The sequence below is a fragment of the Algoriphagus mannitolivorans DSM 15301 genome (assembly GCF_000429425.1).
Lineage (GTDB): Bacteria > Bacteroidota > Bacteroidia > Cytophagales > Cyclobacteriaceae > Algoriphagus > Algoriphagus mannitolivorans.
The window spans coordinates 482,451-507,598 of record NZ_AUBV01000001.1 but is presented as its reverse complement, the minus strand read 5'-3'; the positions used below and the strand labels follow the sequence as shown (position 1 = coordinate 507,598).

19 protein-coding genes are annotated in these 25,148 nt (G+C 44.8%); 13 read left to right on the top strand and 6 right to left on the bottom strand.

The window, feature by feature from the left end; translation table 11 throughout:
• Window positions 1–59: 59 nt before the first annotated feature.
• The 4 genes from xseB to ligA all read right to left on the bottom strand — a co-directional run bounded on the left by xseB (window position 60) and on the right by ligA (window position 4,991).
• Complete coding sequence (xseB, locus tag G458_RS0102350) at window positions 60–248, bottom strand: exodeoxyribonuclease VII small subunit (protein ID WP_026950483.1); 189 nt, start codon at window positions 246–248, stop codon at window positions 60–62.
• Window positions 241–1,551: an exodeoxyribonuclease VII large subunit gene (xseA, locus tag G458_RS0102345; RefSeq protein WP_026950482.1), complete on the bottom strand. Its 1,311-nt coding sequence runs from the start codon at window positions 1,549–1,551 to the stop codon at window positions 241–243. Before xseA ends, xseB begins: the two co-directional genes overlap by 8 nt.
• Complete coding sequence (gene dapA / locus G458_RS0102340; protein WP_026950481.1) at window positions 1,548–2,417, bottom strand: 4-hydroxy-tetrahydrodipicolinate synthase; 870 nt, start codon at window positions 2,415–2,417, stop codon at window positions 1,548–1,550. Before dapA ends, xseA begins: the two co-directional genes overlap by 4 nt.
• 120 nt (window positions 2,418–2,537) lie before the next feature.
• A complete protein-coding gene (gene ligA / locus G458_RS0102335; protein ID WP_026950480.1) occupies window positions 2,538–4,991 on the bottom strand; it encodes an NAD-dependent DNA ligase LigA in 2,454 nt (817 codons plus the stop codon).
• 224 nt (window positions 4,992–5,215) lie between these two features.
• On the opposite strand from ligA, the gene G458_RS20050 reads away from it, so the two are divergent.
• The 3 genes from G458_RS20050 to metG all read left to right on the top strand — a co-directional run bounded on the left by G458_RS20050 (window position 5,216) and on the right by metG (window position 8,757).
• On the top strand, window positions 5,216–5,896 hold the full coding sequence (locus G458_RS20050) for a GNAT family N-acetyltransferase (RefSeq protein WP_051286971.1): 681 nt from the start codon (window positions 5,216–5,218) through the stop codon (window positions 5,894–5,896).
• Window positions 5,897–5,963: 67 nt separating this feature from the next.
• Window positions 5,964–6,596: a TetR/AcrR family transcriptional regulator gene (locus G458_RS0102325; RefSeq protein WP_026950479.1), complete on the top strand. Its 633-nt coding sequence runs from the start codon at window positions 5,964–5,966 to the stop codon at window positions 6,594–6,596.
• Between the two features lie 100 nt (window positions 6,597–6,696).
• The gene (metG, locus tag G458_RS0102315) at window positions 6,697–8,757 is read left to right on the top strand and encodes a methionine--tRNA ligase (protein ID WP_026950478.1); all 2,061 of its coding nucleotides are present in this window, start codon (window positions 6,697–6,699) and stop codon (window positions 8,755–8,757) included.
• A gap of 174 nt (window positions 8,758–8,931) precedes the next feature.
• Here the strand turns inward: metG and G458_RS0102310 are convergent, their stop codons facing one another.
• Window positions 8,932–9,834, bottom strand: a complete 903-nt coding sequence (locus G458_RS0102310; protein ID WP_026950477.1) for a YitT family protein — start codon at window positions 9,832–9,834, stop codon at window positions 8,932–8,934.
• A gap of 219 nt (window positions 9,835–10,053) precedes the next feature.
• Between G458_RS0102310 and G458_RS0102305 the strand changes: the two genes are divergently transcribed.
• From G458_RS0102305 to G458_RS0102290, 4 genes are read left to right on the top strand one after another with little or no spacing between them, the layout of a single operon-like run.
• Entirely contained in the window at window positions 10,054–11,481 is a 1,428-nt protein-coding gene (locus G458_RS0102305; protein WP_026950476.1) for a circularly permuted type 2 ATP-grasp protein, read from the top strand.
• Between the two features lie 10 nt (window positions 11,482–11,491).
• Window positions 11,492–12,460: an alpha-E domain-containing protein gene (locus G458_RS0102300; protein ID WP_026950475.1), complete on the top strand. Its 969-nt coding sequence runs from the start codon at window positions 11,492–11,494 to the stop codon at window positions 12,458–12,460.
• An 8-nt stretch (window positions 12,461–12,468) separates the two neighbouring features.
• Window positions 12,469–13,212 carry a peptidase gene (locus tag G458_RS0102295; protein ID WP_026950474.1) on the top strand — a complete coding sequence of 248 codons (744 nt, stop codon included), beginning with the start codon at window positions 12,469–12,471 and terminating at the stop codon, window positions 13,210–13,212.
• A 2-nt stretch (window positions 13,213–13,214) separates the two neighbouring features.
• Complete coding sequence (locus G458_RS0102290; protein ID WP_026950473.1) at window positions 13,215–14,078, top strand: transglutaminase family protein; 864 nt, start codon at window positions 13,215–13,217, stop codon at window positions 14,076–14,078.
• 2 nt (window positions 14,079–14,080) lie between these two features.
• On the opposite strand, the gene G458_RS0102285 is transcribed toward G458_RS0102290, so the two are convergent.
• Window positions 14,081–14,854 carry a DUF6503 family protein gene (locus tag G458_RS0102285; protein ID WP_026950472.1) on the bottom strand — a complete coding sequence of 258 codons (774 nt, stop codon included), beginning with the start codon at window positions 14,852–14,854 and terminating at the stop codon, window positions 14,081–14,083.
• 177 nt (window positions 14,855–15,031) lie between these two features.
• Here G458_RS0102285 and G458_RS0102275 point away from each other — a divergent pair, with 177 nt between their 5' ends.
• From G458_RS0102275 to G458_RS0102245, 6 genes are all read left to right on the top strand, one after another.
• On the top strand, window positions 15,032–16,264 hold the full coding sequence (locus G458_RS0102275) for a PepSY-associated TM helix domain-containing protein (RefSeq protein ID WP_026950471.1): 1,233 nt from the start codon (window positions 15,032–15,034) through the stop codon (window positions 16,262–16,264).
• A 99-nt stretch (window positions 16,265–16,363) separates the two neighbouring features.
• The gene (locus G458_RS0102265; protein WP_026950470.1) at window positions 16,364–17,029 is read left to right on the top strand and encodes a response regulator transcription factor; all 666 of its coding nucleotides are present in this window, start codon (window positions 16,364–16,366) and stop codon (window positions 17,027–17,029) included.
• Window positions 17,026–18,417 carry a sensor histidine kinase gene (locus G458_RS0102260; RefSeq protein ID WP_026950469.1) on the top strand — a complete coding sequence of 464 codons (1,392 nt, stop codon included), beginning with the start codon at window positions 17,026–17,028 and terminating at the stop codon, window positions 18,415–18,417. Before G458_RS0102265 ends, G458_RS0102260 begins: the two co-directional genes overlap by 4 nt.
• A gap of 71 nt (window positions 18,418–18,488) precedes the next feature.
• Window positions 18,489–22,814, top strand: a complete 4,326-nt coding sequence (locus G458_RS0102255; protein WP_026950468.1) for a CusA/CzcA family heavy metal efflux RND transporter — start codon at window positions 18,489–18,491, stop codon at window positions 22,812–22,814.
• Entirely contained in the window at window positions 22,811–23,953 is a 1,143-nt protein-coding gene (locus G458_RS20045) for an efflux RND transporter periplasmic adaptor subunit (RefSeq protein ID WP_051286969.1), read from the top strand. The genes G458_RS0102255 and G458_RS20045 overlap by 4 nt, the downstream gene beginning before the upstream one ends.
• Before the next feature lie 76 nt (window positions 23,954–24,029).
• Window positions 24,030–25,127 (top strand): alkaline phosphatase family protein, encoded by a 1,098-nt coding sequence (locus tag G458_RS0102245; RefSeq protein WP_035467563.1) that lies wholly within the window; start codon window positions 24,030–24,032, stop codon window positions 25,125–25,127.
• Window positions 25,128–25,148: the final 21 nt, after the last annotated feature.

Genomic DNA, 25,148 nt, shown 5'->3' with positions numbered 1-25,148 from the left:
GGCCCAACAAACATGCCAAGCCTTGATCTAATGCTCCTAACTTATTCAAAAGGAGGGATCTAGATACCCTCAAATGCTTTCTGGATTGATTCTTCAGTGCTTCTCAACTTGCTTCTGCAAAGTTTGATCAACTCAGAAGCTTCCTGAACCAAAGCCGATAGTTCATCCACGGTTTTGTTGCCTTCTTCCAGCTGGGTAAGGATAGTCTCCAGCCTTTGCATTGCCTCAGTGTAGTTCAAATCACTCATTTTCTTTTATCTCAGTAACGGTACTTAATATCTTTTGGTATTTGGAAATGGTCAATAACTCATCCCCCGGCTTGATTTTAACCAGGTTGATGGGTTTACCTCCGGATTCTGTCCGGGTGTAGCCTTTCTCCAAAAGCTTGGTGGGATCCAATTGTTTTAGAAGCAATTCCCGGTGGTTGATTTTTTCTTTCTCTTTTTGAAAATAGGCCAGACTCGTTTTTTTGAGTTCTCTGGCAATACTATCCAAAGTACTGCTCTGCAGCTTCAATACGTTTTTGGAAGAAAATCCCAGTCTGCTTCCAATCGCTTTGATTTTCTCTGACTCCATCGAAAGCTTGTTTCCACTCAAAAATCTTGCTCTTAAAGCCAATTGATGGATTTTTTGATCTTCTTCTTTAAGCTTTAAGCGAACTGATCTTTCCAGTCTTTGAAGATTCAATCCGAGGTTTTCTTCAAACTCCCGGAATCCTGCCAGTAAGAATTCAGCGACTGCGGTGGGAGTTTTCAGTCGGGTATGGGCTACCAAATCTGCCACTGTTTCATCTCTTTCATGGCCAATTCCTGTAAAGACAGGCAATGGACAATTTGCGATTTTGGCTGCCAATCGATAATCGTCAAAGCAGTCCAAGTCCAACTGCGCTCCTCCTCCTCTGATTAGGATCACTGCATCCAATTCTAGGGATTCGGCTGAAAGCTCTACTTTTTCCAAAGCTGAAATCAAGCTGTTGACAGCCTCATTTCCCTGCATCATGGATGGGAAAAGTCGATGATAGATCTGGTATCCGTAGCCGTTGTTCTCCAGTTGGTTTACAAAATCCCCATAGCCAGCGGCAGTAGGACTGGAAATCACAGCGATTTTTTGAATGACTTGAGGCAATTCATATCTCCCGTTCAATCGAAGCAAGCCTTCCCGAGTCAAGCGGTCAATGGTCTCTTGGCGAACTCTCGCCCGTTCACCCAGGGAATAAGAAGGGTCAATGTCCTTAACATTGATGCTAAGTCCATAGACAGGGTGGTAATTAACGGCCACCTGTGCGAGGACTTTCATGCCGTTTTTCAGGCTACTTCCTGTCACGGATTCAAATTTTGCTGCCACGCTCCTGTAGGTGAATTGCCACAGATTGGCTCGGATCTTAGCAAGAACCTGATTCCCCTGCTTTTCTACCAATTCAAAATAGACATGGCCCTGGGGAGCCTGCCTGAAGTCTGCCAGTTCCCCGATCACCCAATAAACCGGCTCCAATTCTGTCTCAAGGACAAGACGGATTTGCTCGGTCAGTTGGGAGACAGAAAGTGGGTTCATTTGCTGTGTTTTTGAAAGGCGGTTTTGATCTGGTTGCTCAGTTCATAGCTCGCGCGAAGCATAGGAAGTCTCACCTGATCACTGGAAATAATTCCCATGTGGTACAAAAGATTTTTGATGCCAACAGGATTTCCTTCCAGATACATCAGAGAGTTTAGGCTAAGAAGGGAATAAGTCGCTTGTAAAGCGGCCTCATGATCCCCATGAGTAAGTTTCTTGAATGTGTCAGGGAAGGCATTTGCCAAAACTGAAATCACTCCAGAGCCACCGATGCTTTGAATGGCTTTGGTCATCAGATCATCTCCTGAGAGGAGTAAAAAATCCTTTGGCATACCAGCAGCAATTTGGATGCATTGCTCCAAATTTCCTGAAGCTTCTTTCATTCCGATGATGTTGGGATGATGGGAAAGTTTCAAGGTGGTTGCAGCCGTCATGTTTGACATCGTGCGACCAGGGATGTTGTAGAGGACCACCGGAACGGGGGAAACATCTGCGATGGCAGTATAATGGGCTACGATGCCTTCTTGACTGGGCTTGTTGTAATAGGGGCTTACCGATAGAATGGAAGCAACTCCATAAAAGTCTGTATTTTGGATTTCATTCAAGACAGCTTGGGTATTGTTGCCTCCGATTCCCAGCATGACCGGAACGCGTCCATTGTTGAAGTTGAGACAAGCTTTTAGCACCTCTTTTTTCTCCTCTGTGGTAAGAGTCGTAGCCTCCCCGGTAGTGCCCAAGACTACCAGATAATCCACTCCTCCCGAGATCACGTGGTCAATAACTTTTCCCAGACCGTCAAAATCAATGGATTGATCGTCGAGAAAAGGAGTGACTAAAGCTACGCCGGTGCCTTTGAATGCGTTCATTGTTTCAGATTTGTTAGGGCTGCAAAGATACAGTCTTGAATCGTTATTCAGGTCCGTTTATAGAAAAAATAGGGTTTAAACTGTTTAAACCCATTTTCTAAACGTTCAAAGGTCTTAATCTTATGAATTCACCATCCTCAAAAACTCCTCTTCCGAAATCAGGGGAACGCCAAGCTTCTGGGCTTTCTCTTTCTTGCTTGGGCCCATATCTTCTCCTTCAATGATAAAATCCAGATTTTTGGAAACAGAAGATAGGTACTGACCTCCATGAGCTTGGACAAAATCCACGATTTCATCCCGCTTGAAGTTTTTGAGTTTTCCGGATGCTAAAATCCGCTTTCCTGCCAATGCTGAGCCCAAAACAGCATCTTCTCTTTGCTCGATTTCAAATTTCAATCCCTGGTCCTTCAGCCTCTGGATGATTTCCAGGTTTTCGGGCTGGAGGAAAAATTCCTGAAGACTATGGACAAGCGTTTCTCCCACACCATTGATTTCCAACAGCTGTTCGGAGCTAGCTTCCCGGAGTTTTTCGAGACTTCCAAAATGCCGGGCCAAAAGCTGGGCGGTATTTTCCCCAATATTCCGAATTCCCAAAGCGAAAAGTACCTTTTCAAAAGGTTGTGCCTTCGATGCCTTGATTCCCTCCATCATATTGGAGATTACCCCTTCTTGGAAAGTGTTGGCTTTTAGCTTCTTGATTCTTTCAGTGAGCTCTGGGGAAAGCTCAAGGTTGAGATCCAGGAGAATCCGGTGGACGGTTCCATGCTTTTGGCTGGATTCGAGTAATTGGCTCCATTCCACTTTTCTACCCAAAAACAAATCTAAAACCAAGGCGACAGGCACAAAATCCTCCATTTTCGGAAGTTCGGGGTGGTCTTTGAGTTGATGAATCAAGCGATCCACCATTCCCACATTGGCGGGTACTTTCTTTTTCCAAATTCTGATCTGCTCCTGAAAAGCCTTCAAGGTCTCAAGAAGGGGTAACTCAGCTTTTTCATCCAAAAAATCCTGAATCTGTTTGGATGAAATGGATTCTGTCAGGGCGAAAAGGGCCTTTTGAACTGTGATATAAAGCAAGCCACCGGATTCTTTTTCATACTGATCCTGACTCATTTCCAGGCCTAAAAGGTCGGATTGCTTTTCCTCCAGGTCATAGATGTCTGCGTAATTCCGGATAAATCCCTGATCAATCAAAGCCCGGATCCGCTCAGTACCCAAGGAGTCAATGTCCATGGCTCTTTTGCTGACGAAATGCTCGATTCTTCCTAAAACCTGTGGAGGACAGCTTGCAGCATTGGGGCAATAATGCTTGGCCTCACCTTCCTTCCGAATAAGTGTTGTTCCACACTCAGGACAAGTTTGGATATAGGAGATAGGCTGAGCCAAAGGCTTTCTTTTCTCAGGATTTACCGCTGTGATTTTGGGGATGATTTCACCTCCCTTTTCTACAAAGACAAAATCTCCTTCGTGAATGTCTAGACGCTCGATTTCATTGGCGTTGTGGAGAGAAGCTCTTTTGACGGTGGTTCCGGCCAGATGGACTGGGGATAAGTTAGCCACGGGGGTGATTGCCCCGGTTCTACCTACTTGGTATGTAATGGAAAGCAACTCTGTCTCAGCACTTTCTGCCTGATATTTGTAGGCAATCGCCCAGCGAGGGATTTTAGCAGTAAAGCCCAATTCTTCCCGCTGGTCGTAATCGTTGATTTTTAGCACTACTCCATCGGTATCCAGAGGGAGGGTGAAGCGCTTTTCTCGCCAGGATTCAATGTAATCCAGGACTTCTTCCAACTTGCTGACTTTACGGTAGGTAGGGGAGACATTGAATCCCCACTTTTCAATCAAATGAATCGCCTCGTCGTGCTTTGAGATGCCTATATTTTCTCCCAAAAGCTGATAAAAGTAACAATTGAGCCTTCGTTTGGCCACTACTCCGCTATCCTGCATTTTGATCGTTCCGGAGGCTGCGTTTCGAGGATTGGCGAGTAAAGCTTCCCCGTTTTTCTCCCGCTCCGTATTGATTTTTTCAAATTCCCTTCTCGGTAAAAAGATTTCTCCTCTTACCTCGAATTTATCGGGGATATTTTCTCCTTTCACTGTCAAAGGGATGTTTCGGATGGTTTTGACATTGGCGGTGACATCATCCCCCTTGGTGCCATCACCGCGCGTGACGGCTCGCACCAAATTTCCTTTTTCATAGACCAAAGAGATAGCCACGCCGTCAAACTTCATCTCGCAGAAGTACTCGAAATCTGTATGACCCAATCCCTTGATCACACGCTCGTCGAATGCTTGCAGCTCTTCGAGGGTGTATGTATTTCCCAAAGAAAGCATGCGGTATTCATGGGCGACGGTTTGGAATTCCTTGGTGATCGCGCCACCCACTCGCTGACTTGGACTGTCTGCAAAAAGCAAATCGGGAAACTGATTCTCAAGCCGAATCAATTCCTCTAAAAGCTTGTCAAATTCAAAATCCGAAATCTCCGTTCGGCTCTCCTGGTAATACAGGTGGTTGTGATGGTTGATCTCTTGGGTGAGATGGGCAATTCGCTTGGCAGCTTCTTCGTGAGTCATGGATTCAAAAATTAAGCAGGGTAAAATTACGAGGAATGTTTCAAGATGAAAGTTGAGAGTTTTGGAATTTGGATTTCGGACTGCGGATTTCGTGTTTGAAAATGAACTTAACCCGACATACTGGAATTAATTCTCAAGTTCCAAGACTTGGTACTTTGTACCAGGTACAAAGTCATAGGATCAAATCGCGAAATCGGTAAGTTTGCCTTAAGTTTTATTTACTTATGTCTCATCCATTAGATAATCCCATCTGGTCTGCATTGACTTCCGGAAGTGCCCAATTTTCTCACGGAACGGATAGTTGCCGTTTTATTGACCGGGAAATGGGCTTTTTTGCTGGACTTCCAGAATATTCTTCTGACGGGATGCAGTTGCTCCAGCAGGTCTGTGAAAAGGGCCAGCGAGTAATTCTTTTCCCTTCGGATCATCTTCCGACTACGGAGGGTTGGAAGGTGTTGAACGATCGTCCCCTTTTGCAAATGGTTTATTCGAAAGAATTTCCACTCTCTCTACAAGGAGGAAATTTGAAAAATCTAAATGAGAAACATGTTCCATCCATGCTGGCCTTGACTGAATTGACCAAACCGGGACCTTTTCTCAACCGCACGCTGGACTTTGGAGGTTACGTCGGGGCCTTTGACGGGGAAATATTGATTTCCATGGCCGGTAGGCGTCTCAGCCCGGATCCCTATGTGGAAATCAGTGCAGTTTGTACCCATCCGGATTATTTGGGGAAAGGCCTTTCTGCTCAGGTCATGACTCAAGTGATGAAAGGGGTCTTGGAAGAGGGTAAGATTCCTTTCCTGCATGTCTATCCGGATAATGTTCCGGCAGTTCGGGTGTATGAAAGGCTGGGCTTCCGTCCCCGTACGACCTTAAGGGTTTACCTTTTGGAGAAAATCTAAAACTCCTGTCTAAAAACCACAAGATGAAAGGGCTGTCCTTTGCCTATATTTGAGCCAGAAATCACTTATGACGAAGAAGATCAATATAGAGGGGAAAATCCTGGATTCGGCTTATCGCCTATTTTTGGGAAAAGGGTATCGACAGACTACCATGGACGATATTGCCCAGGATTTGGGCATGAGCAAAAAGACGCTTTACAAATACTATCCGGGTAAACTGGAACTTTTGGCCGCCTCTTTTGAAGTTCTCAAGACAAAAATGACAGCGAAAGTGGAGGGAATTTTGGATAACAGATACATCTCTTTTCCATTGAAGCTAAAATCTTCCCTGACCGTTGTAGCGACCTATTTGGCACCGATCAATCCCGAACTTTTCGAAGATTTGAGAGAATATGCCCCCGAAATCTGGGAAGAGTTGACTCAGTACATCAATGAATCTGCTTACCTGAGATTTGCCAAATTGATCCAACAAGGTGTGGAGCAGGGGCTGGTGAATCCTCGGACGAATATCAGCTTAGTCGTTATGTTGTATGCTGCTGCTGTTCAAAGTCTTTTGGATCCCAAATTTGCAAGCCAGTTTCCCGAACCCCTTCAGAAAGGACTCAAAATGCCTCCTTCCGACATTTATGATCAGGCGATCAGTATCATTTACAGTGGGATTTTGACAGAAGAAGCCCGTAGTGAATTTCAAAATGCCTAAGGTCACCTTCATATGATTTTTATATCTTTGACCACGATTTTAGAGGGCTTAGCGAAGTCCACTCCGGTCTTCGGTCTTCTGTCTTCCATCTATTTCACCCATGAGCAATAAACAATTCAAACGATACACCATTACCTCGGCTTTGCCTTATGCCAATGGGCCTTTACATATAGGCCACCTGGCGGGATGTTATGTTCCCTCAGATATATATGTCCGCTACTTACGTTCCCAAGGTAGGGAAGTAACCTATATCTGTGGGTCTGATGAGCATGGGGTAGCTATCACCATCAAAGCCCAAAAAGAAGGGAAAACTCCCCAGCAAGTGGTAGATCACTACCATGCGATGATGAAAAAAAGCTTCCAGGACTTTGGAATCAGCTTCGATCATTATTCCCGGACTTCTGCTCAAATTCATCATGAAACAGCCCAAGGCTTTTTCAAAGATCTTTATGCAAAGGGTGAGTTTTTGGAACAGACTACTGAGCAGTATTATGATGAAGAAGCCAAGCAGTTTTTGGCTGACCGATACATCGAGGGTACTTGCCCTAAATGCGGAAATCCGAATGCCTATGGGGATCAGTGTGAAAAATGCGGAACTTCCTTATCACCAACTGACCTGATCAACCCCAAAAGCAAGTTGAGTGGAAATACTCCGGTTCTTAAAGAAACCAAGCATTGGTTTTTAGATTTGGCCAGGTACCAAGGCTTTTTGAAAAAATGGATATTGGAAGAGCATGCCAATGACTGGAAAAACAATGTCCTCGGTCAATGCCGATCTTGGTTAGAAGCAGGGGATGGCCTTCAGGCCAGATCCATGACCCGGGATTTGGACTGGGGGATTAAAGTTCCCTTGCAGGATGCAGAGGGCAAAGTCCTTTATGTTTGGTTTGATGCACCGATTGGATACATCTCTTCGACCAAGGAATGGGCGGCTGAGAAAGGAATCGATTGGGAGCCTTATTGGAAAGATCAGGATACCAAGCTGGTTCACTTTATCGGCAAGGATAATATTGTGTTCCACTGCATCATTTTCCCTGCGATTTTGAAAACGCATGGAGGTTATGTCCTTCCGGATAATGTCCCTGCCAATGAGTTTTTGAATCTGGAAGGGGATAAAATCTCTACTTCCCGCAATTGGGCTGTTTGGCTGCACGAATATTTGGAGGAGTTTCCCGGTAAGCAGGATGTCCTTCGCTATGTTTTGACGGCAAATGCTCCGGAAACGAAAGACAATGACTTTACCTGGAAGGATTTTCAGGGAAGAAACAATAGCGAGTTGGTTGCCATCTACGGCAATTTTGTGAATCGGGCGGTAGTCCTGAATCAGAAGTTTTTCCAGGGAATCGTACCGGAAAGGGGAGAATTGAGAGGGATCGATCAGGAAGTGCTGAAGGAATTGGCTGAGTTTCCTGCCAAAATTGAAGCCTCCATCGAGCGATACCGGTTCCGAGAGGCTTTGAGCTTAGTCATGGATTTGGCCCGATTGGGAAATAAATACTTGGCTGATACCGAGCCATGGAAAGAAATCAAAACCGATGAGGCCCGTACCAAAACCATCCTGAATATCGCGCTGAACATTGCTGCTAACTTGGCGATAGTGTCTGAACCATTCCTTCCTTTTACCGCCAAAAAGCTGTTTGATCTTTTCGGAATGGAGAAAGGGAATTGGGCAGATGCCGGAAATGGTGAACTGATCCGTGCCAACCGAGCTTTAGGTCAGATGGGCCTTTTATTTGAAAAAATCGAAGACGAAACCGTCGAAAAACAAGTGCAAAAACTACTGGATGCCAAGAAAATGAACGAAGCTGCTAATGCCCCTGTGACTCCGATGAAGGAGATTATTACGTATGATGATTTTGCCAAATTGGACATGAGAGTGGTGACCGTTTTGGAAGCGGAGCCTATGCCTAAATCCAAGAAATTGCTGAAGCTGAAGGTAGATACAGGCTTAGGTCATAGAACCGTTTTGAGCGGAGTAGCGGAGCATTTTGCACCGGAGTTTTTGGTGGGTAAACAGGTGACCATGTTAATCAACTTGGCTCCAAGAAAAATGATGGGGATCGATTCTGAAGGAATGATCTTGATGGCCGAGGATAAAGACGGAAAGCTGAAGCTGCTGGTGCCTCATGAGGGAACTGCGAGTGGATCGACGATTTCTTAAGTAGCAAGTACAAAGTACCAAGTATCAAGAGATAAGAAGCGAGAGACAAGAGACAAGAATCAATAGACTATTTAAAGAGGAAAGCCATTGGATACCTGCCAATGGCTTTCTTTTTTACTGTAATTCCAAAGTCTATTGTCTTGTCTCTTGCGTCTTGTCTCTTGCGTCTTCCAATCAATGCAGCGGCCTTTTCTTGATCATCCCTCCCTTGGTGTCCTTGATCGGATATTGAATCACAAAAGCTTTAGGGTCGATTTTTTCGATTTCGGTTAATACGCGGGTTACTTCCAGTCGGGTGACCACGCAGAATAGCACGTTTCGGTCTGGATTTTTGGCTTTTTCCCCAAAGCCCCCATCGGCTTTAAATGCGGTTACACCTCGGCCCAGATCATAAGTGATTTTGGTTTTGATGTCCTCGTTATATTCAGAGATGATCATCACCCCAAGATATTCCTCTACCCCATTAATTAGAAAATCAACAGTTCGGGATGCTGAGAAATATGTAAGCATGGAATACATGGCGGTTTCTAAATCCACCATCAATGCGGCCACCAGGAACAGACAGACATTGAAAACGGTGATAAAATCGCCGACAGTCAGACTGGACTTTCTGGATACCTGAATCGCCAAAACTTCCGTCCCATCGATCACAGCTCCTCCTCGAATCGCAAAACCTATCCCGCTTCCCAAGAAAAAACCTCCGAATACCGCAATCAATAATTTATCCGCAGTGATGGTGGGGAGCTCGATGTAATGCACTAAAAGAGCAAGGGCGAAAATAGCTAGCGTACTCTTTAGAGCAAATCTTAACGACACCTGTCTATATCCGAGGTAGATAAAAGGCAGATTGACCAAAATGATCAAAATGGAGAGGTTTAAGGGTGTCAAAATCTGAAGCAACAAGGAGACCCCCATTGCCCCGCCGTCAAAAAAACCATTAGGCAATAAGAACCCCTTCAAGCCAATGGCCGCCATCACTACCCCGATCCCTATGAAAATCACATCCTTGACCTGTCTCCAGATTGTCACACGTTTTACCCATTGGGCATCTTGAATTTTTAAAAGTCGCTTCGGCATGGTTACTTAAGATGTGAGCGTAAAAATAGAATCAATTTTAGGAAGTTGAGAATTCTGGATTTTTTATTTATAGTTTGAAAATGGCTTTGATAAATGAAAATAATTGAATGAAAATCAATTTTTGGTAAAATAATGATTAGTATTTAATGAAATATTTGAAAATATTTGATTTTCCGGTTTCTTCCTTAACTTATGGAAGAGAAATGATTAAATCTACCTATGAAAACAGAAGGATATTCCTGTGGGGAACATTACGACGAGATGTTTGACTCTACAGGCCAGATTAGGCCTCATTACCTTGAATTCGCAAATTTTTTGAAAAAAGCCTCATCGAAAAAGATGCACCAGTTGCAGTTTTCAGCCAATAAGACCCAGAAAGCCATGGGAATGACCTTTAATGTGTACCATGACAATCAGGGTTTGGAGAAGATCCTTCATTTGGATATAATCCCGAGAATCATTCCCAATTCAGAATGGAGAAAACTGGAAGCTGGCCTTAAACAACGGGTGCATGCTCTGAATCTTTTCCTCCAGGACATTTACAATGAGCAAAACATCATCAAAGATGGCATTGTGCCTGCGGATTTGATCTTAGGTTCTAAAGATTACCTTAAGCCGTGCATAGGACTTACTCCTCCCAAAGGCATTTGGTGTCATATTACCGGGACAGATTTGGTCAAGGATAAGGACGGAGAATATTACATCCTAGAGGATAATCTTCGCTGCCCATCTGGGGTGTCTTACATGCTAGAGAGCAGGGAAATTATTAAGCGGGCATACCCACAGCTCTTCAATGACGAGGGCGTAATGCCCGTCTCTGATTATCCTACCAAGCTCCTGAAAATGCTTCGTTTTCTATCGGATAAGCCAAAGCCGGTGGTAGGAGTATTGACTCCGGGAATTTACAATTCGGCCTATTTTGAGCATTCCTACCTTGCCTTGCAAATGGGTGTAGAATTGGTAACTGGAATGGACCTAACGGTCAAGGATAAAAAGGTCTATATGCAGACCACTAAAGGCTTGGAGCAGATCGATGTGCTATATCGAAGAATTGACGACTCCTTTTTGGATCCTTTGACCTTCAATCCGGACTCTATGCTTGGGATCCCAGGGATTTTTGAAGCCTACAAGGAAGGGAATATTGCCTTTGCAAATGCTCCCGGTACAGGTGTAGCGGATGATAAAGCTGTCTATGCCTACGTCCCTAGAATTATCAAATACTACCTCGACGAGGAGCCTATCTTGAACAATGTGCCTACTTACCTCTGTAGGGAGGAAAAGGATCGACAGTATGTATTGGATAATATCGAGTCTTTGGTCGTCAAAGAGACGGATGCTGCCGGAGGATATGGAATGTTGATCGGACCAAAAGCAGGTCCTGAGGAGCATGAGAAATTCAGAAAGCTGATCCGGGAAAACCCCAAGCATTACATTGCCCAGCCTACGCTTTCTCTCTCGACGGTTCCATGCTTGACAGAGGAAGGAATTGAAGGCAGGCATGTGGATTTGAGGCCGTACATTCTCTATGGGGATGAGATTGAAGTAATTCCGGGTTCCCTGACCCGAGTCGCTTTGAAAAAAGGTTCATTGGTAGTGAACAGCTCCCAAGGTGGAGGTAGTAAGGATACTTGGGTTTTATACAAATAATTAAGAGACTATGCTGAGTAGAGTCGCAAATCATATTTATTGGCTGGGAAGATATCTGGAAAGAGCCGAGAATTATGCCCGATTTATTGATGTGAATTTTAACCTGATGCAGGACCTTCCCATGGACCTCAAGGAGCAATGGCAGCCCTTGGTAGCCGCTACCGGGGACTTGGAATTATATAAGCAAAAGCACGAATCCTTTGATCGGAGTGAGGTAATGCATTTTTTGGCTTTTGATCTGGATAATCCCAACTCCATGATTTCTGCAGTGACCAGAGCCCGGGAAAATGCCAGAATCATCCGGGAAAACCTGAGTAAGGAAACCTGGGAAAAAATCAATGAGCTGTATTACATGCTTCAGGAAGGCTGTGAAAAAAAGATGTGGAAGAAAGAGGATCCGCGAAAGTTTTTCGAAAATGTAAAAAATCAGATTCTCCTCATTTACGGTCTTGCAGATGCCACTGTAGCAAGAACAGAGGGCTGGTTATTTCGTCAATTGGGCCAAATGCTCGAGCGCGCTGATAAGACATCCAGGATCTTGGACGTGAAATACCATATTCTTTTGCCTTCGCACATGGAAGTGGGTACTCCTCTGGATTTTCTCCATTGGACAGCGCTGCTGAAGTCGGTGACCGGATTTAATACCTATCGCAGGCTATATGGAACCATTGATCCTTCCGGGGTGGTTGAATTCCTGGTGCTCAACAAGTATTTCCCCAGATCCATTTATTATTGTCTCAAAGAAGCTGAAAAATACCTCCATTTGATTTCGGAAAATATTACCGGTGGATTCAAAAACTCAGCAGAAAAATCCATGGGTGAGCTCAAGTCCCGCCTGGAGTTTTCAGAGGTCAATGATATAATTTCTACCGGTCTTCATGAATATTTGGATGCACTCCAATTAAAAATCAACCATATTTCGGACCTCATCGACAGTAACTTCTTCCGACTCAAGGAAAATGTTATTGTCAAATCATAAGTAAAATCATGACCTTTTGCCTCGGCATCAAAACCAAAAGCGGATTGGTAGGCCTCTCAGACACCCGGATCACCTCCGGAAATGAGACTACTTCCTCCAAAAAAGTATTCACCGTCAACAAGAAAAAGCATTCCTTTTTCATCATGACCTCTGGACTCAGATCCGTCCGGGACAAAGCGATCACCTATTTTTCAGAAGTGATCGACCAGAAGGATGATAAGTTTACCAAAATGTACCAGGCTGTCAATGAGTTTGGCAATCAGGTAAAAGTAGTAGCCAAGGAAGATAAGGTCTTTTTGGAGGAAGCAGGATTTCAATTCAATTTGTTTTCCATCATCGGAGGCCAGTTGGAAGATGATGCAGAGCCTAAATTGTATTTGCTCTATCCCCAGGGCAACTGGATCGAAATCCGAAAAGGAACCCCTTTTGTGATCATCGGCAATACCGGTTTCGGACATCCGGTGTTGAAAAGATCTCTGCATTATGATGATTCCCTGGATTATGCGCTGAAATGTGCCTTTTTGGCCTTTGATGCCACGCGGATTTCTGCCAATGATGTGGATTTCCCCATTGATACGGTAGTATTGAAGGATGGAGAATATTTTACCAAAGAGAAAAGGTTTGAGCAAAAGGAGCTAGAGCACATCTCGAATTTCTGGAACAACCGTCTCAAAAATGCCATCGCAGAATTGCCTTCCCAAGTACTCAGCAGTGCTTTTGAAGACTTGGAGACTTTGATGGAAAATACCTGATTATGCTAATTCAGGTCAGGCATCATACTCTATATTCCTATTCTAGCCCCGTGAATATCGGGGTGCACAAGCTGTATCTTCAGCCCCAGCACCGGCCTTACTTTCGGGTGGAGCATCAGAAGTTTGATATTTTACCGTTCCCTGTGGGGCAGAATTTCCGACAGGATCTTGCTGGAAATTGGTATTGCCAATGCTGGTTTGAAGGGGATTCCGAGTCTCTGGAAATCTCCTCGGAGTGGATTTTCAAACTCAGAGAGTTCAATCCATTTGGATTTATCCTAGACAAGGGATTTGAAGATCGGGGCTGGAACGATCCTTTTTTCCAGTTTTCCTATGAGGAAAATACATCGTTTCTAATTCCCTTTTTGACCGATTCTGAAGATTTTCAGTTCATGGATTTCCTCCTGGATATCAAAAAGGAATCTAAAGGGCTGGTGGATTTTCTGGTCAATCTTACGCGGGACATCCACAAGGGCTGGTCTCATCAGGTTAGGAATGAGGAGAACTTCTGGGAGCCTCAGCATACTTTTCAGGCAAAAACAGGCTCTTGCAGGGATTTAGCTTTTATGCAGATGCAGATGCTTCGAGATCTCGGCCTGGCCACGCGGTTTGTCAGTGGCTACGCCTTCAACCCCGAATTGGAGGAAGGGCATGAGTTGCATGGCTGGATAGAGGTATTCCTTCCGGGTGCAGGGTGGATAGGTTTGGATCCGAGCTTGGGGCTTTTCACGGATCATCTGCATATTCCGTTAGCTGTTCATCCGGAGCCTCATAAGACCTTGCCTGTTCAGGGGACCTTTTCAGGTCACGCCGAGTCCCAACTTCAGGCAAGGGTGGATATCAAGCTTTTGCACAAAAAGCACTAAGCTTAATTTGCTACCACGGCCTTTTCTTTGGGCATTTCGAAGAGTTTTTGATCCATTTCTTCATTGACTAAAAGAGGGCCGGTAAAGCTTACCTGATATCGGATGTTTTGTGTGGAGTCATTTTCCAATGCGTATCCTGTCATCACTCGTGGAAAGACCAATCCATCAGCATCTCGGTAATCCTCGTATTTCAGAGCATTCATTTTGGTGTTTTCCTTATTGAAAAAAGTCACTGAGTACAGTACCCAGGCAAGTCTTCCTGATTCTGGATCTACCAGCATAACATACTTATCTCCTGAGCTATCTCCGACGCCAGCGTCAAAACTCACCTCAAAGGCTTCATAAGAAATCCCATTCAGCATTTTAGGTTCAGTTTTCTGAACATTCACTCCCGGGTCGGTGAAAATGTAAGGAATGCTGTAAAAGTAAAAATAGAGGTTGTGGTAAAATCTGACCGACTGCCCTTCAAAAGCCTGTCTGTTAGGGCTGATCCAGACTTTTTCACCGTCATTCCCGATCTGCCAGTTGTCCGCATCAATCCTTACTTTTCTACCGACCAGATCGATGTAGTGATTTTCCCAAGCCAAATTGGTCTCATGAACCATATTGAATGTAAAGGATTTGGCATCCACCCATTTTTTCCAGTGTCCATGGGCATCCAAAAGTTTTTTGAATTCTTCCGGTTGATTCAATCTCGGATCTGGCTCGGAGTTTTTGGTAGTGCAGGAAAATAAAATCAGAAGCGAAAAAGCCAATAAATAGGGGAAGGATTTCATATGGGAATTTGGAATGAAAAGGTAAGTAAGGAAGAATTTTTCCTTCTGAAAAGAATTTGATTGATCAGTTCTTCCAAAAGCAGGTGTATTTATTTTAAATTTTTTTTTAGACTAATTCCAAATAAAGAATTTGATTCCTACTTTTGCTCTTCCTCATTCCAAAAACCTAATTAGACTATGTGGAAGTCCGTAAGAAAGTTTTTTAATGACATTCACCTTTACGCTGGCCTGATCAGCGGCTTGATTGTGATCGCCGTATGTCTCAGTGGTACGATCTACGTGTACAATACTGAAATCCGTGAAGCAGCGGATTCGGAGCGATATTTTGTGACACCTTCAGGCGAAAGAAAGTCTTTGGACGAGTTGAAGTCGAGTGTGGAAGCAAGCCTTCAGGGCGAGGTTGTCGGGGTGTCGGTGTACCAAGGCGCTGACCGAACAGTCCAATTTAATATCAAGAAAGAGGGGGAAGAGAGACCCGTGACTTATTTTGTCAATCCTTACACCTCAGAGATCCTCGCAAATAATTCCGAAAAGACGTCCACGGAGGAGTTTATGGGCTATATGTTTTCCCTGCACAGATGGCTACTCTTGGACAAAATCGAAGAGCCGATATTGGATAGTATGGGCAATCGCGATTTGGGAAGATTTATCAATGGTGTGGCTACCTTACTTTTCCTTTTGGGAGTCATCACCGGATTGGTGATTTGGTTTCCTCAAAAGGTCAAAAACTGGAAGCAGGGACTGAAAATAAAATGGTCCGGCAACTGGAAGCGAGTCAACCATGACCTCCACAATACGCTTGCATTTTATTCTCTGATTGCCTTATTCATCATGGCAGCGACAGGCCCGTTTTGGTCCTACCAATGGTACCGGGAAGGCTGGCAGAAGACCTGGGATATTTACCAAGCTCCTGTTGCGGAGGGAAATAAAACCGAAAAGGAAGGGAATAAAATCGAAGAAGAGGTTGAAAATGAGCCGATTCCTATGCCTTCCCGTCCGATTTCTCTGGATCAGGTCTTGGCCTTCAGCAATTTGGAATTGAATTATCCCGGTAATACCCGAATTTCTTTACCCGCTGAGCCGGGAGGAGATATCGGCGTTAGTAAGTCCAGAACTGGCTTTTTTGCCAGAGCAGGTTCAGATCAGCTGACCTTGGAACCGCTCATGTTAAATGTCAAAGAAGCCAAGTTGTTTTCGGATTTGCCGGTTCGGCAGCAGATCGGGCGCTCTGTCAAGGCACTTCATACTGGGGAGATTTTTGGGCAGTTCACCAAATTCCTTTGGTTTTTGGGCTGTTTGATTGCAACCTCACTTCCTATCACAGGAACATTGATCTGGTGGAACAAGCGAAAGAAAAAGAAGTCCTCACGAAAAGCTTCCTCCAAATCGAAAGAAGCTCAATTGGCATAAAAATCTGGCCTTCCGAATGATCGGGAGGCTATTTTTTTAAGAAAAAAATAAGAATACACTTTTTCAGAAAAGGATAGAATCCCGTTCATTTGCTTTTAGATGCGCATCCTAATAGTCGAAGACGAACCCGGAATTTCCAGTTTTCTCAAACAAGGTCTTGAGGAGGAAAACTTTGCCGTGGACGTGGCAGACAATGGTAAAACCGGGCTTGACCTCGCGCTCTCCGGAGATTATGATCTACTTTTGCTGGATTGGATGTTGCCGGGAATCAGTGGAATTGAGCTTACCCGTCAGTTCCGAAAGGGATTTTCGCAGACCCCTATTATATTTCTCACGGCAAAGGACACTTTGGATGAGACCGTTTTTGGACTCCAAAGTGGCGCCAATGATTACATCAAAAAACCTTTCCAGTTTGAGGAGCTATTAGCCCGGATTCAAGTGCAGCTGAGAGCACGTAAAAACCCGGAACAAAAGCTTACACTCGGTGAGATTACCATGTTTCCGGAGAAATTTCAGGTATTCAAAGGAGAAAAAGAGATACAGCTTACTCAGAAAGAATTTGCCTTGCTGGAGTATTTGCTGAGAAATAAAAACCAGGTTTGTCGGCGCACCCGAATTATCGAAAGCGTTTGGGATATTCATTTTGAATACAATACCGGAGTGATTGATGTATTCATCAATTCCTTGCGGAAGAAGCTTGATTTGACCAAGGAAGATGATTTTATCCATACCATTCGGGGTGTGGGTTATATGGCAAAAGAATGAATCAGCGCTCCTTTAAAATCATTTTGGCACGCAGACTGACAGCCGTTACAGCTTTGCTGGTATTGCTGGTTTTTGGATTGATCTATTTGGTGGTAAATATAACGGTCACACGTAGGATTGATCAGGAACTCGAGCTGGAACTCGCCAAGCACAAGGGGCAGATTTTTTTGGTCAATGGACAAATCCGGTTCCTTCATAAGGACGAATGGGAAGAGGAAGAGCACACCCAGATTCAGCTCAAGCCGATATTTATCGAAATCGTCGATATGCAGGGCAAATCCATGGACCGATCCCCGAATCTTCGGGAAAACCATTTGGGTTTTTATCCGGAACGGGCGAATTCCGGAACGGGTTGGACCCTGAAATTGGGAGCTGAAGAAGTGAGGCAAATGCAGATTTTACTGACCAATGGAGGAAATAATGAAGGGTATTTACTGGTAGCTCAGTCTTTTGAAGATGCGAGAAACCTGCTGGATAATCTCAGGAATATTCTTCTTTTGCTTTACCCGCTGACTTTGATGGTTCTTTTTTTTACGATGCGTTTTTTGGCAGGAAGGAGCATTCAACCCATCCGGGAAATCATCCTACAGACCAATCAAATCTCCCAAAGTAATCTGAATGAACGTGTCAGCGCCAGAGAAACCAATCAAGAAATAATCGCTCTTACACACTCCATCAATCAACTTCTGGAAAGGCTGGAAAAAGCTTTGAAAAGGGAAAAGCAATTTACCTCTGATGCCTCCCATGAGCTGAGAACACCCCTTTCTGTGCTTCGAGGAACATTGGAAGTGCTGATTCGCAAACCCAGAACCCAAGAGGAGTACGAACAAAAAATCCGAACTGCCTTGGGAAGTATCGACCGGATGTCCTCTTTGATCGAACAATTGCTCACCTTGGCAAGGGTAGAAAACGGAAGTAGCCTGGTGTTTGAAGAGATTGAGTTGATTACATTTTTGGAGGAGATTGCGGATGAAAAAACCAAAGAATCGGGCAGGAAAGTTAGGTTTGATACTGATTCCGGTGCCCCGATTTATGTGATGAGCAGTGAAAAATCCCTGAGGATAATCCTTTCCAACCTGCTAGATAATGCCCTGAAATATTCTCAGGATGGGCAGGAGGTAATTCTTTCCACCGGTAAGAAAGACAATGAAGCTTTCATTGCGGTGGAAGATTTTGGGTTGGGGATCTCAGAAGAGGTTCAGGAAAAAATCTTTGATCCGTTTTTTAGGGAAACTTCGGAAGACCGAAAAGGAATTCCGGGAATGGGCCTGGGTTTAGCTTTGGTCAAAAAACTAGCAGAAGAAATCCATCTCCGCATTTCCTGGAAAAGTGAGGTAGGGAAGGGCTCAAAATTTACCCTCTGGGTTCCCTCCAAACCCGTTTCTTAAGCAAATCTTAAGAATTGATTAAGATAGACCTAAGGCTTGGTGAGCATCTTTGAGAAAAATTCTTCCGCTCAATGCTCGATAAGATTATCCATTGGAGTATTTCCAACAAGCTGATCATCGGTATTTTTATCGCTCTATGGATTGGATTTGGGGTATATTCCCTGAGCCAACTTCCCATAGGAGCTGTTCCCGATGTCACCAACAATCAGGTGCAGATCATCACCACTTCCCGAAATCTCGCTACAGAGGATGTGGAAAAATACCTCACCTATCCGGTGGAACTGGAAATGGCCAACCTCCCCGGTGTGGTAGAAATCCGCTCCATTTCTAAGTTTGGTCTTTCGGTGGTGACCATTGTTTTTGAGGAAGATCTTGGAACCTATCTGCCCAGACAGCTGATCGCAGAGCGGCTCAAGATTGCGGAAGCTCAGATTCCAGCCGGCTTTGGGACACCGTTTATGGGGCCGATATCCACGGGTCTAGGAGAGATTTACCAATACATCATCGATGTCGAGCCTGGCTATGAAGATCAATATAGCATCACGGACTTGAGAACAATCCAGGACTGGGTGGTAAGGCGGCAGCTGGCGGGAATTCCCGGAGTGGTCGAAATCAATACCTGGGGTGGATTCCTAAAGCAATACGAAGTGGCAGTCAATCCGGAAAGGCTGAAAGGAATGGGAGTGTCCTTGCATCAGATTTTCACTGCTCTGGAGACCAATAATTCCATCGCTGGAGGAAGCTATATTGAAAAGACCAATGAAAGTTTTTTTATCCGAGGAGAAGGGCAAGTCAAGAATCTGGAGGACATCGGAAATATTGTATTGGAAGTAAGGGATGGGACCCCTCTATACATCAAGGATATCGCAGAAGTCAAATTCGGGGCAGCGAGTCGATTCGGAGCAATTACCGCCAATGGAGAAGGAGAAAAAGTCCTAGGACAGATTATGATGCTCAAAGGCGCAGATGGAAAAAGAACCATCGACGCGGTAAAAGAAAGAATTGCTGAGATGGAGACCACACTTCCTGAAGGGATTGTGATCAATGGCTTTTTGGATCGCTCCGAATTGATCGATAAAACTACCCATACCATTGCTGAGAATCTTATTCTGGGATGTCTGATTGTGATATTTGTGGTGGTATTGTTGTTGGGCAATTTCCGCTCAGGACTCGTAGTCGCGTCCGTGATTCCTTTGAGTTTACTTTTCGCCCTATCCATGATGTTTCTTTTTGGGGTGGATGCCAATCTGATGAGTTTGGGAGCGATCGATTTTGGGATCATCATCGATGGAGCAGTGATTATTGTCGAGTTCATCGCCTTTCGATTTGCAGAATCCGGAGCTTTGTTTGCTGGGCTTAGTAAGGAAGAAAGACGGATCGAGAGGGATAAGATTTCATTTCAGGGAGCCTCCAAAATGATGCATTCAGCCATTTTTGGACAGATCATCATCATCATTGTGTTTATTCCCATCCTTTCACTTTCCGGAGTTGAGGGAAAAATGTTCCGTCCCATGGCGGAGGTTTTCAGTTTCGCTTTGATCGGGGCGATGATTTTGGGCCTGACCTATGTACCTGCGGTTTCTTCGCTTTTCCTGAAGTCTGAGGCCCCCGGTCCCAAAAATGTTTCAGTCAGAATCATCCGATCGCTCAACAAGGTTTATGAACCAGTTCTAAAATTTGCCCTAGTTCACCCTAAAACCATTTTATCGGTTGCGGCGGCATTATTGCTCAGTGCGGCGTTGCTATTCTCCAGGATGGGGGCGGAGTTTGTGCCTACTTTGGACGAAGGGGATTTTGTGATTCAGCCGGTTCTGAAAACCGGCACTACCCTGAGCAATACCGTGGAGACCATTACTCAGGTAGAAAAAATCCTCAAGGAATTCCCTGAAGTCAAACAAGTGGTGACGCGGATAGGTGCAGCAGAAATTCCAACCGACCCGATGTCTATGGAGGAAAGTGATGTGATCGTGACCTTGCATCCGCCTTCAGAATGGACCACGGTAGAAACCAAGGACGAATTAGCAGATAAATTCAAGGAGGCTTTGGAGGTGATTCCAGGTTTGGACTTTGAATTTACCCAGCCTATAGAAATGCGCTTCAATGAACTGATCACAGGCGTGAGAGCAGATTTGGCGATCAAGGTTTTTGGAGAGGATTTGGAAGTGCTGCTCAAGACTGCCCAAGAAATCGAAGCAGCAATCCAAGGTGTGGAAGGAGCAGCAGATATCATTCTGGAAAAAGTGGATGGTCTTCCCCAGATGAAAATCGAATTTGACCGGAAGAAAATAGCCCAGTTTGGGCTGAATGTATCCGATCTGAATGAAATTGTGGAAACTGGCTTTGCAGGAAAAGTGGCCGGGACAGTCTTTGAAGGAGAAAAACAGTTTGACTTGGTGGTTCGCTTTGATCTTCCCTATCGAAAAGATATTTCCAATCTTGAAAATGCTGCTATTCAGCTTCCTAGAGGTGGGACGGTGCCACTCTCCCAATTGGCCAAAATCTCTTACACCAAAGGTCCTGCAAAAATCTCCAGAGATAATACCCAGCGAAGGGTAGTCATCGGGGTCAATGTCCGAAACAGGGATTTGCAATCTGTAGTGGATGACGTCCAGGCAATCGTCCGTGATCAGATTACTATTCCGGAAGGTTATCGGGTGGACTATGGGGGGCAATTTGAAAATCTCCAAAACGCCAGAAATCGATTGATGATTGCAGTGCCGATTGCGTTGATCCTGATTTTTATCTTGCTGTATTTCGCTTTCTCATCCACCCGGGATGCCTTGATGATCTATTCTGCAATTCCACTGTCCGCCATCGGCGGGGTGGCTGTGCTTTGGATTAGAGACATGCCCTTCAGTATTTCCGCTGGTGTAGGCTTTATCGCTTTGTTTGGAATTGCAGTACTCAATGGAATCGTGATGATTGAACATTTTAAATCCATGAAAGACAAATACAAAGACATCCGTCAACTGGTATTGATTGGTGCAAAGGACCGAATGCGTCCAGTACTCCTGACGGCTTCGGCTGCTGCTTTGGGATTTTTGCCGATGGCGATCAGCCAATCTGCAGGAGCTGAAGTGCAGCGTCCTTTGGCTTCAGTGGTCGTCGGAGGATTGATTTCTGCTACGCTGCTGACTTTGGTCGTATTGCCGGTTTTGTATGTTCTTTTTCATCAGAAAAAAGAGATTCCAAGCTTTGGAAAGCCACTGGGAATTTTAGCAGTTCTTCTTGGATTGATGGGGATTCAGGAGCTACAAGCTCAGGAGCTTCCTTCTTCTTTGACTTTGGAAATGGCCATGGATAGGGCCTTGCAACAGAATGTTTCCATTCAGGCAGCCCGAAAAAGTATAGACGTGGCAGAGGCCCGAGGCAAATCCGCCTGGACAGTGGATAAGACGGAGGTTTACTATGGGGCTGATCGAAATGATATTGCCGAAAACGGAGATTACAACCGAAGAATTGGCTTGAGGCAAAGGTTTGACTTCCCAAGCCTCTATGCGGCGCAGAAAGGGGCTTTGTCTGCTACGACTTCTGCCCGAATGGCCGAGGTGGAAATCAGGGAATTAGAACTGAAGAAGGAGGTTTCTCAGAGCTTTGTAAAAGCGGTTTATTGGGGAGATTTGGAAAAGATCTACAGCCATTTGGATAGCTTGTATGGAGAGTTCGCTAGAGCTTCCAGACGAAAGTTTGAAACCGGAGAGACCAATCTACTGGAAAAACTTACCGGTGAGAGCAAGCAAAAGGAAATTTCACTGAAAAGGCTTGAAGCAACCCAAAACAGGGAGATTGCTTTGAATCAGCTTAGGCTCCTGTTAAACTGGTCCGGGCCATTGGTTTTGCAGCCCGGTGAGTTGAACCTTTCCCAAGAAAGCCCCGGGACGCATCCAAGCTTAGCTTGGTATCAGGCAAATCAGGATCTGGCGGAAAATCAAGTTAAGCTGGATAGGCGATCGTTATTGCCTGACTTGATTTTAGATTTTTCTCAAGGAACCAATCCAAGTCCCAATGCCAGTGTGTATCCTGCTTTTCAGGCTGGAATTGGCATTCCTCTTTTTTTCGGCTCCCAAAGTGCTAAAATCAAAGCTGGAAAAATATACCAAGAGCAAATCAGTCTGGAGTCCCAAGCTTTTTCTCAGGAATTGGAAACTCGCAGAGCAAGCATTCAAAAGTCACTGGTTCAGAATCGCCAAGTGATCGAGTTTTATGAAAATGAAGGGAAAACACTCAGCGAGCAGCTTTTGGACAATGCATCCAAATCTTACAAAGAGGGAGAAATAGATTTTCTCCAATATGTCCAGCTCCTGGAGAATTCCAGCAGTCTTACGCTCCAATATTTGCAGAGCAAGCTCGAATACCAATTAAATCTTCTTGAAATCAATTACCTCACCTTACCATGAAGCCCATTGTTTTTTTCTCAGTTTTGATGTTCTCAGCCCTGTTTTTCTCCTGTGGTTCAGGAGATTCCTCCGGTGAAAACTCAATCGAAGTCGGTCAGGCCGATCAAGGTGGCGATGAGGTCAGACTGACCAAAGCCCAGTTTGAAGCAATGAAAATGGATTGGGGGAAAACTGAAAAAGCGACCTTCTCCAAGGAGGTCAATGTACAAGCCATGGTCAAAGTGCCAGTGGAGGGAATGGTGGAAATTTCCGCTTATTTTGGAGGATACGTCAGCGGACTTAAGCTGGTGGAAGGACAGCCTGTGCGGAAAGGAGAAATTCTTTTCTACCTCGAAAACCCGGATTTCATCCAAATTCAGCAGGATTACCTTCAGGCAAACTCTCAATTGAATTACCTCAAATCAGAGTTTGAGCGCCAAAAAACGCTCTATGGAGAGCAGATCGCTTCTCAGAAAAATTACCTGAAAGCCGAGGCCGATTACCAAAGCACTCTGGCAAAAGCCAATAGCCTGAAAAAGCAACTTGCTCTGATTCATATCCAAGCTGAGCAACTTACTCCGGAGAATATCCGGTCCAAAATCCCCGTTTTTTCTCCGGTCAATGGATTCGTGGAGAATGTTTTTGTAGTTCCGGGTACTTTTCTTCCCGTGGCAGGAAAGGCTGTCACCTTGATTAGCAGGGAGCATCTTCATGTCGAATTAATGGTGTTTGAGAAGGATGTGACCAAGGTCAAGGTAGGGCAAAAGGTAAAACTTAATTCCCTTGATATTAGTGAGAATGTCTTTGAAGCCCAGGTTTATATGATTGGGCAAGTGATCAATGAAAGCAGGCAAGTCATGGTTCATAGTCATCTATTGGACGAAAAGTTGGAGGAAAAATTGGTGCCTGGAATGTATCTGGAGGGAAGGCTTCAGCTGGAGCCGACAGAACGCTGGGCTGTGCCGACCCGGGCTATCGTGGACTTGGACGGAGAGTCTTTTATTCTCTTGAAAGCTTCTGAGGACGAAAAGGGTTTTATGCTGAAAAAGGTGAAGGTGGAGGTTTTGGAATCCAATGGTGAAAATACCGCCATTCAGCTTCCTCAAGGGATGGAAGAGGAGTTGGTGATTTTGGCCAAAGGCGCATTTTACCTTTTGTAAGTGCTTATAGGTAATTACTTTACTTTTGGATTATTCCCGAAAATCTCGCTTTCTTCAATAAAAAATTAAGTCTGCTATGGCCAAAATCGCTAGGTTTCAAATTGTCCTTCTCTTGTTTTTCATCGGCATTGCCCAGGGTTTTTCCCAAAAGACCACTAAAACTGAAAATGTCATTTTGATCACCTTAGACGGGTTGCGCTGGCAGGAGCTTTTCAAAGGGGCGGATTCTTTGTTGGTGGATGATACTGGCATGATTCATTCTCCGGGGACTTTATTGGGAGATTTTTGGAATACGGACCCCAAAGTTCGAAGAGAGATGCTGTTTCCTTTTTTTTGGGGAACCATCGCCCAAAAAGGCCAGATCTATGGCAACCGTGCCTATGGGAACAAGGTGGACAACAGCAATAAAATGTGGTTTTCCTACCCGGGCTATAACGAGATTTTGAGTGGATTTGCCGATGACGAGCGGATCACCAGCAATTCCAAAATCAACAATCCCAATGTCACTTTTTTGGAGCACTTGAATAGATTGCCTGAATTCAGAGGCAAGGTCATGGCTTTTGGAAGCTGGGATGTTTTCCCCTACATCATCAATGAGCAAAGGAGTGGGATACCTGTCAACGCGGGATTTGATTTGGCAGAAGGTGAAAATCTTACTGAAGTGGAGAGAACCATCAATAGGTTACAGCAGGAGATCCGTGGACCATGGGATGAGGTGAGGTTGGATCCTTTTACACATCATTATGCTTTGGAAGCGATCAAAAAAAATAAGCCTCGGGTAGTTTACATCGCGTACGGGGAAACGGATGACTGGGCTCATGGTGGGAAATATGACCGATACCTTTTGTCTGCTCATCAAACAGACAAGTATATCCGGGAAATCTGGGAAACCATCCAAGCAGATCCTCAATACAAGGATAAAACCACTCTTATCATCGGCGTCGATCACGGAAGAGGTATTACCAAATCCAGTTGGAAGGGACATGGGGAGTCTATCCCGGAGGCTGGACAGATCTGGCTGATGGCAATGGGACCAGATACGCCTGCCTCCGGAGAATTGAAGACTAAAGGCCAATGGAGCAGTGCCATGGTAGCTAGAACTATTTTTAAGCTTTTGGGACTGGAATATCCGGACTCCAAAGCCGCTCCGTCAATTGAGGAGATGTTCAAATAAGGACCATGGCGGCGATTCTTG

Coding starts and splice junctions, on each gene's coding strand:
- xseB (WP_026950483.1), bottom strand. CDS start 248: ATGAGTGATTTGAACTACACTGAGGCAATGCAAAGGCTGGAGACTATC.
- xseA (WP_026950482.1), bottom strand. CDS start 1,551: ATGAACCCACTTTCTGTCTCCCAACTGACCGAGCAAATCCGTCTTGTC.
- dapA (WP_026950481.1), bottom strand. CDS start 2,417: ATGAACGCATTCAAAGGCACCGGCGTAGCTTTAGTCACTCCTTTTCTC.
- ligA (WP_026950480.1), bottom strand. CDS start 4,991: ATGACTCACGAAGAAGCTGCCAAGCGAATTGCCCATCTCACCCAAGAG.
- G458_RS20050 (WP_051286971.1), top strand. CDS start 5,216: ATGTCTCATCCATTAGATAATCCCATCTGGTCTGCATTGACTTCCGGA.
- G458_RS0102325 (WP_026950479.1), top strand. CDS start 5,964: ATGACGAAGAAGATCAATATAGAGGGGAAAATCCTGGATTCGGCTTAT.
- metG (WP_026950478.1), top strand. CDS start 6,697: ATGAGCAATAAACAATTCAAACGATACACCATTACCTCGGCTTTGCCT.
- G458_RS0102310 (WP_026950477.1), bottom strand. CDS start 9,834: ATGCCGAAGCGACTTTTAAAAATTCAAGATGCCCAATGGGTAAAACGT.
- G458_RS0102305 (WP_026950476.1), top strand. CDS start 10,054: ATGAAAACAGAAGGATATTCCTGTGGGGAACATTACGACGAGATGTTT.
- G458_RS0102300 (WP_026950475.1), top strand. CDS start 11,492: ATGCTGAGTAGAGTCGCAAATCATATTTATTGGCTGGGAAGATATCTG.
- G458_RS0102295 (WP_026950474.1), top strand. CDS start 12,469: ATGACCTTTTGCCTCGGCATCAAAACCAAAAGCGGATTGGTAGGCCTC.
- G458_RS0102290 (WP_026950473.1), top strand. CDS start 13,215: ATGCTAATTCAGGTCAGGCATCATACTCTATATTCCTATTCTAGCCCC.
- G458_RS0102285 (WP_026950472.1), bottom strand. CDS start 14,854: ATGAAATCCTTCCCCTATTTATTGGCTTTTTCGCTTCTGATTTTATTT.
- G458_RS0102275 (WP_026950471.1), top strand. CDS start 15,032: ATGTGGAAGTCCGTAAGAAAGTTTTTTAATGACATTCACCTTTACGCT.
- G458_RS0102265 (WP_026950470.1), top strand. CDS start 16,364: ATGCGCATCCTAATAGTCGAAGACGAACCCGGAATTTCCAGTTTTCTC.
- G458_RS0102260 (WP_026950469.1), top strand. CDS start 17,026: ATGAATCAGCGCTCCTTTAAAATCATTTTGGCACGCAGACTGACAGCC.
- G458_RS0102255 (WP_026950468.1), top strand. CDS start 18,489: ATGCTCGATAAGATTATCCATTGGAGTATTTCCAACAAGCTGATCATC.
- G458_RS20045 (WP_051286969.1), top strand. CDS start 22,811: ATGAAGCCCATTGTTTTTTTCTCAGTTTTGATGTTCTCAGCCCTGTTT.
- G458_RS0102245 (WP_035467563.1), top strand. CDS start 24,030: ATGGCCAAAATCGCTAGGTTTCAAATTGTCCTTCTCTTGTTTTTCATC.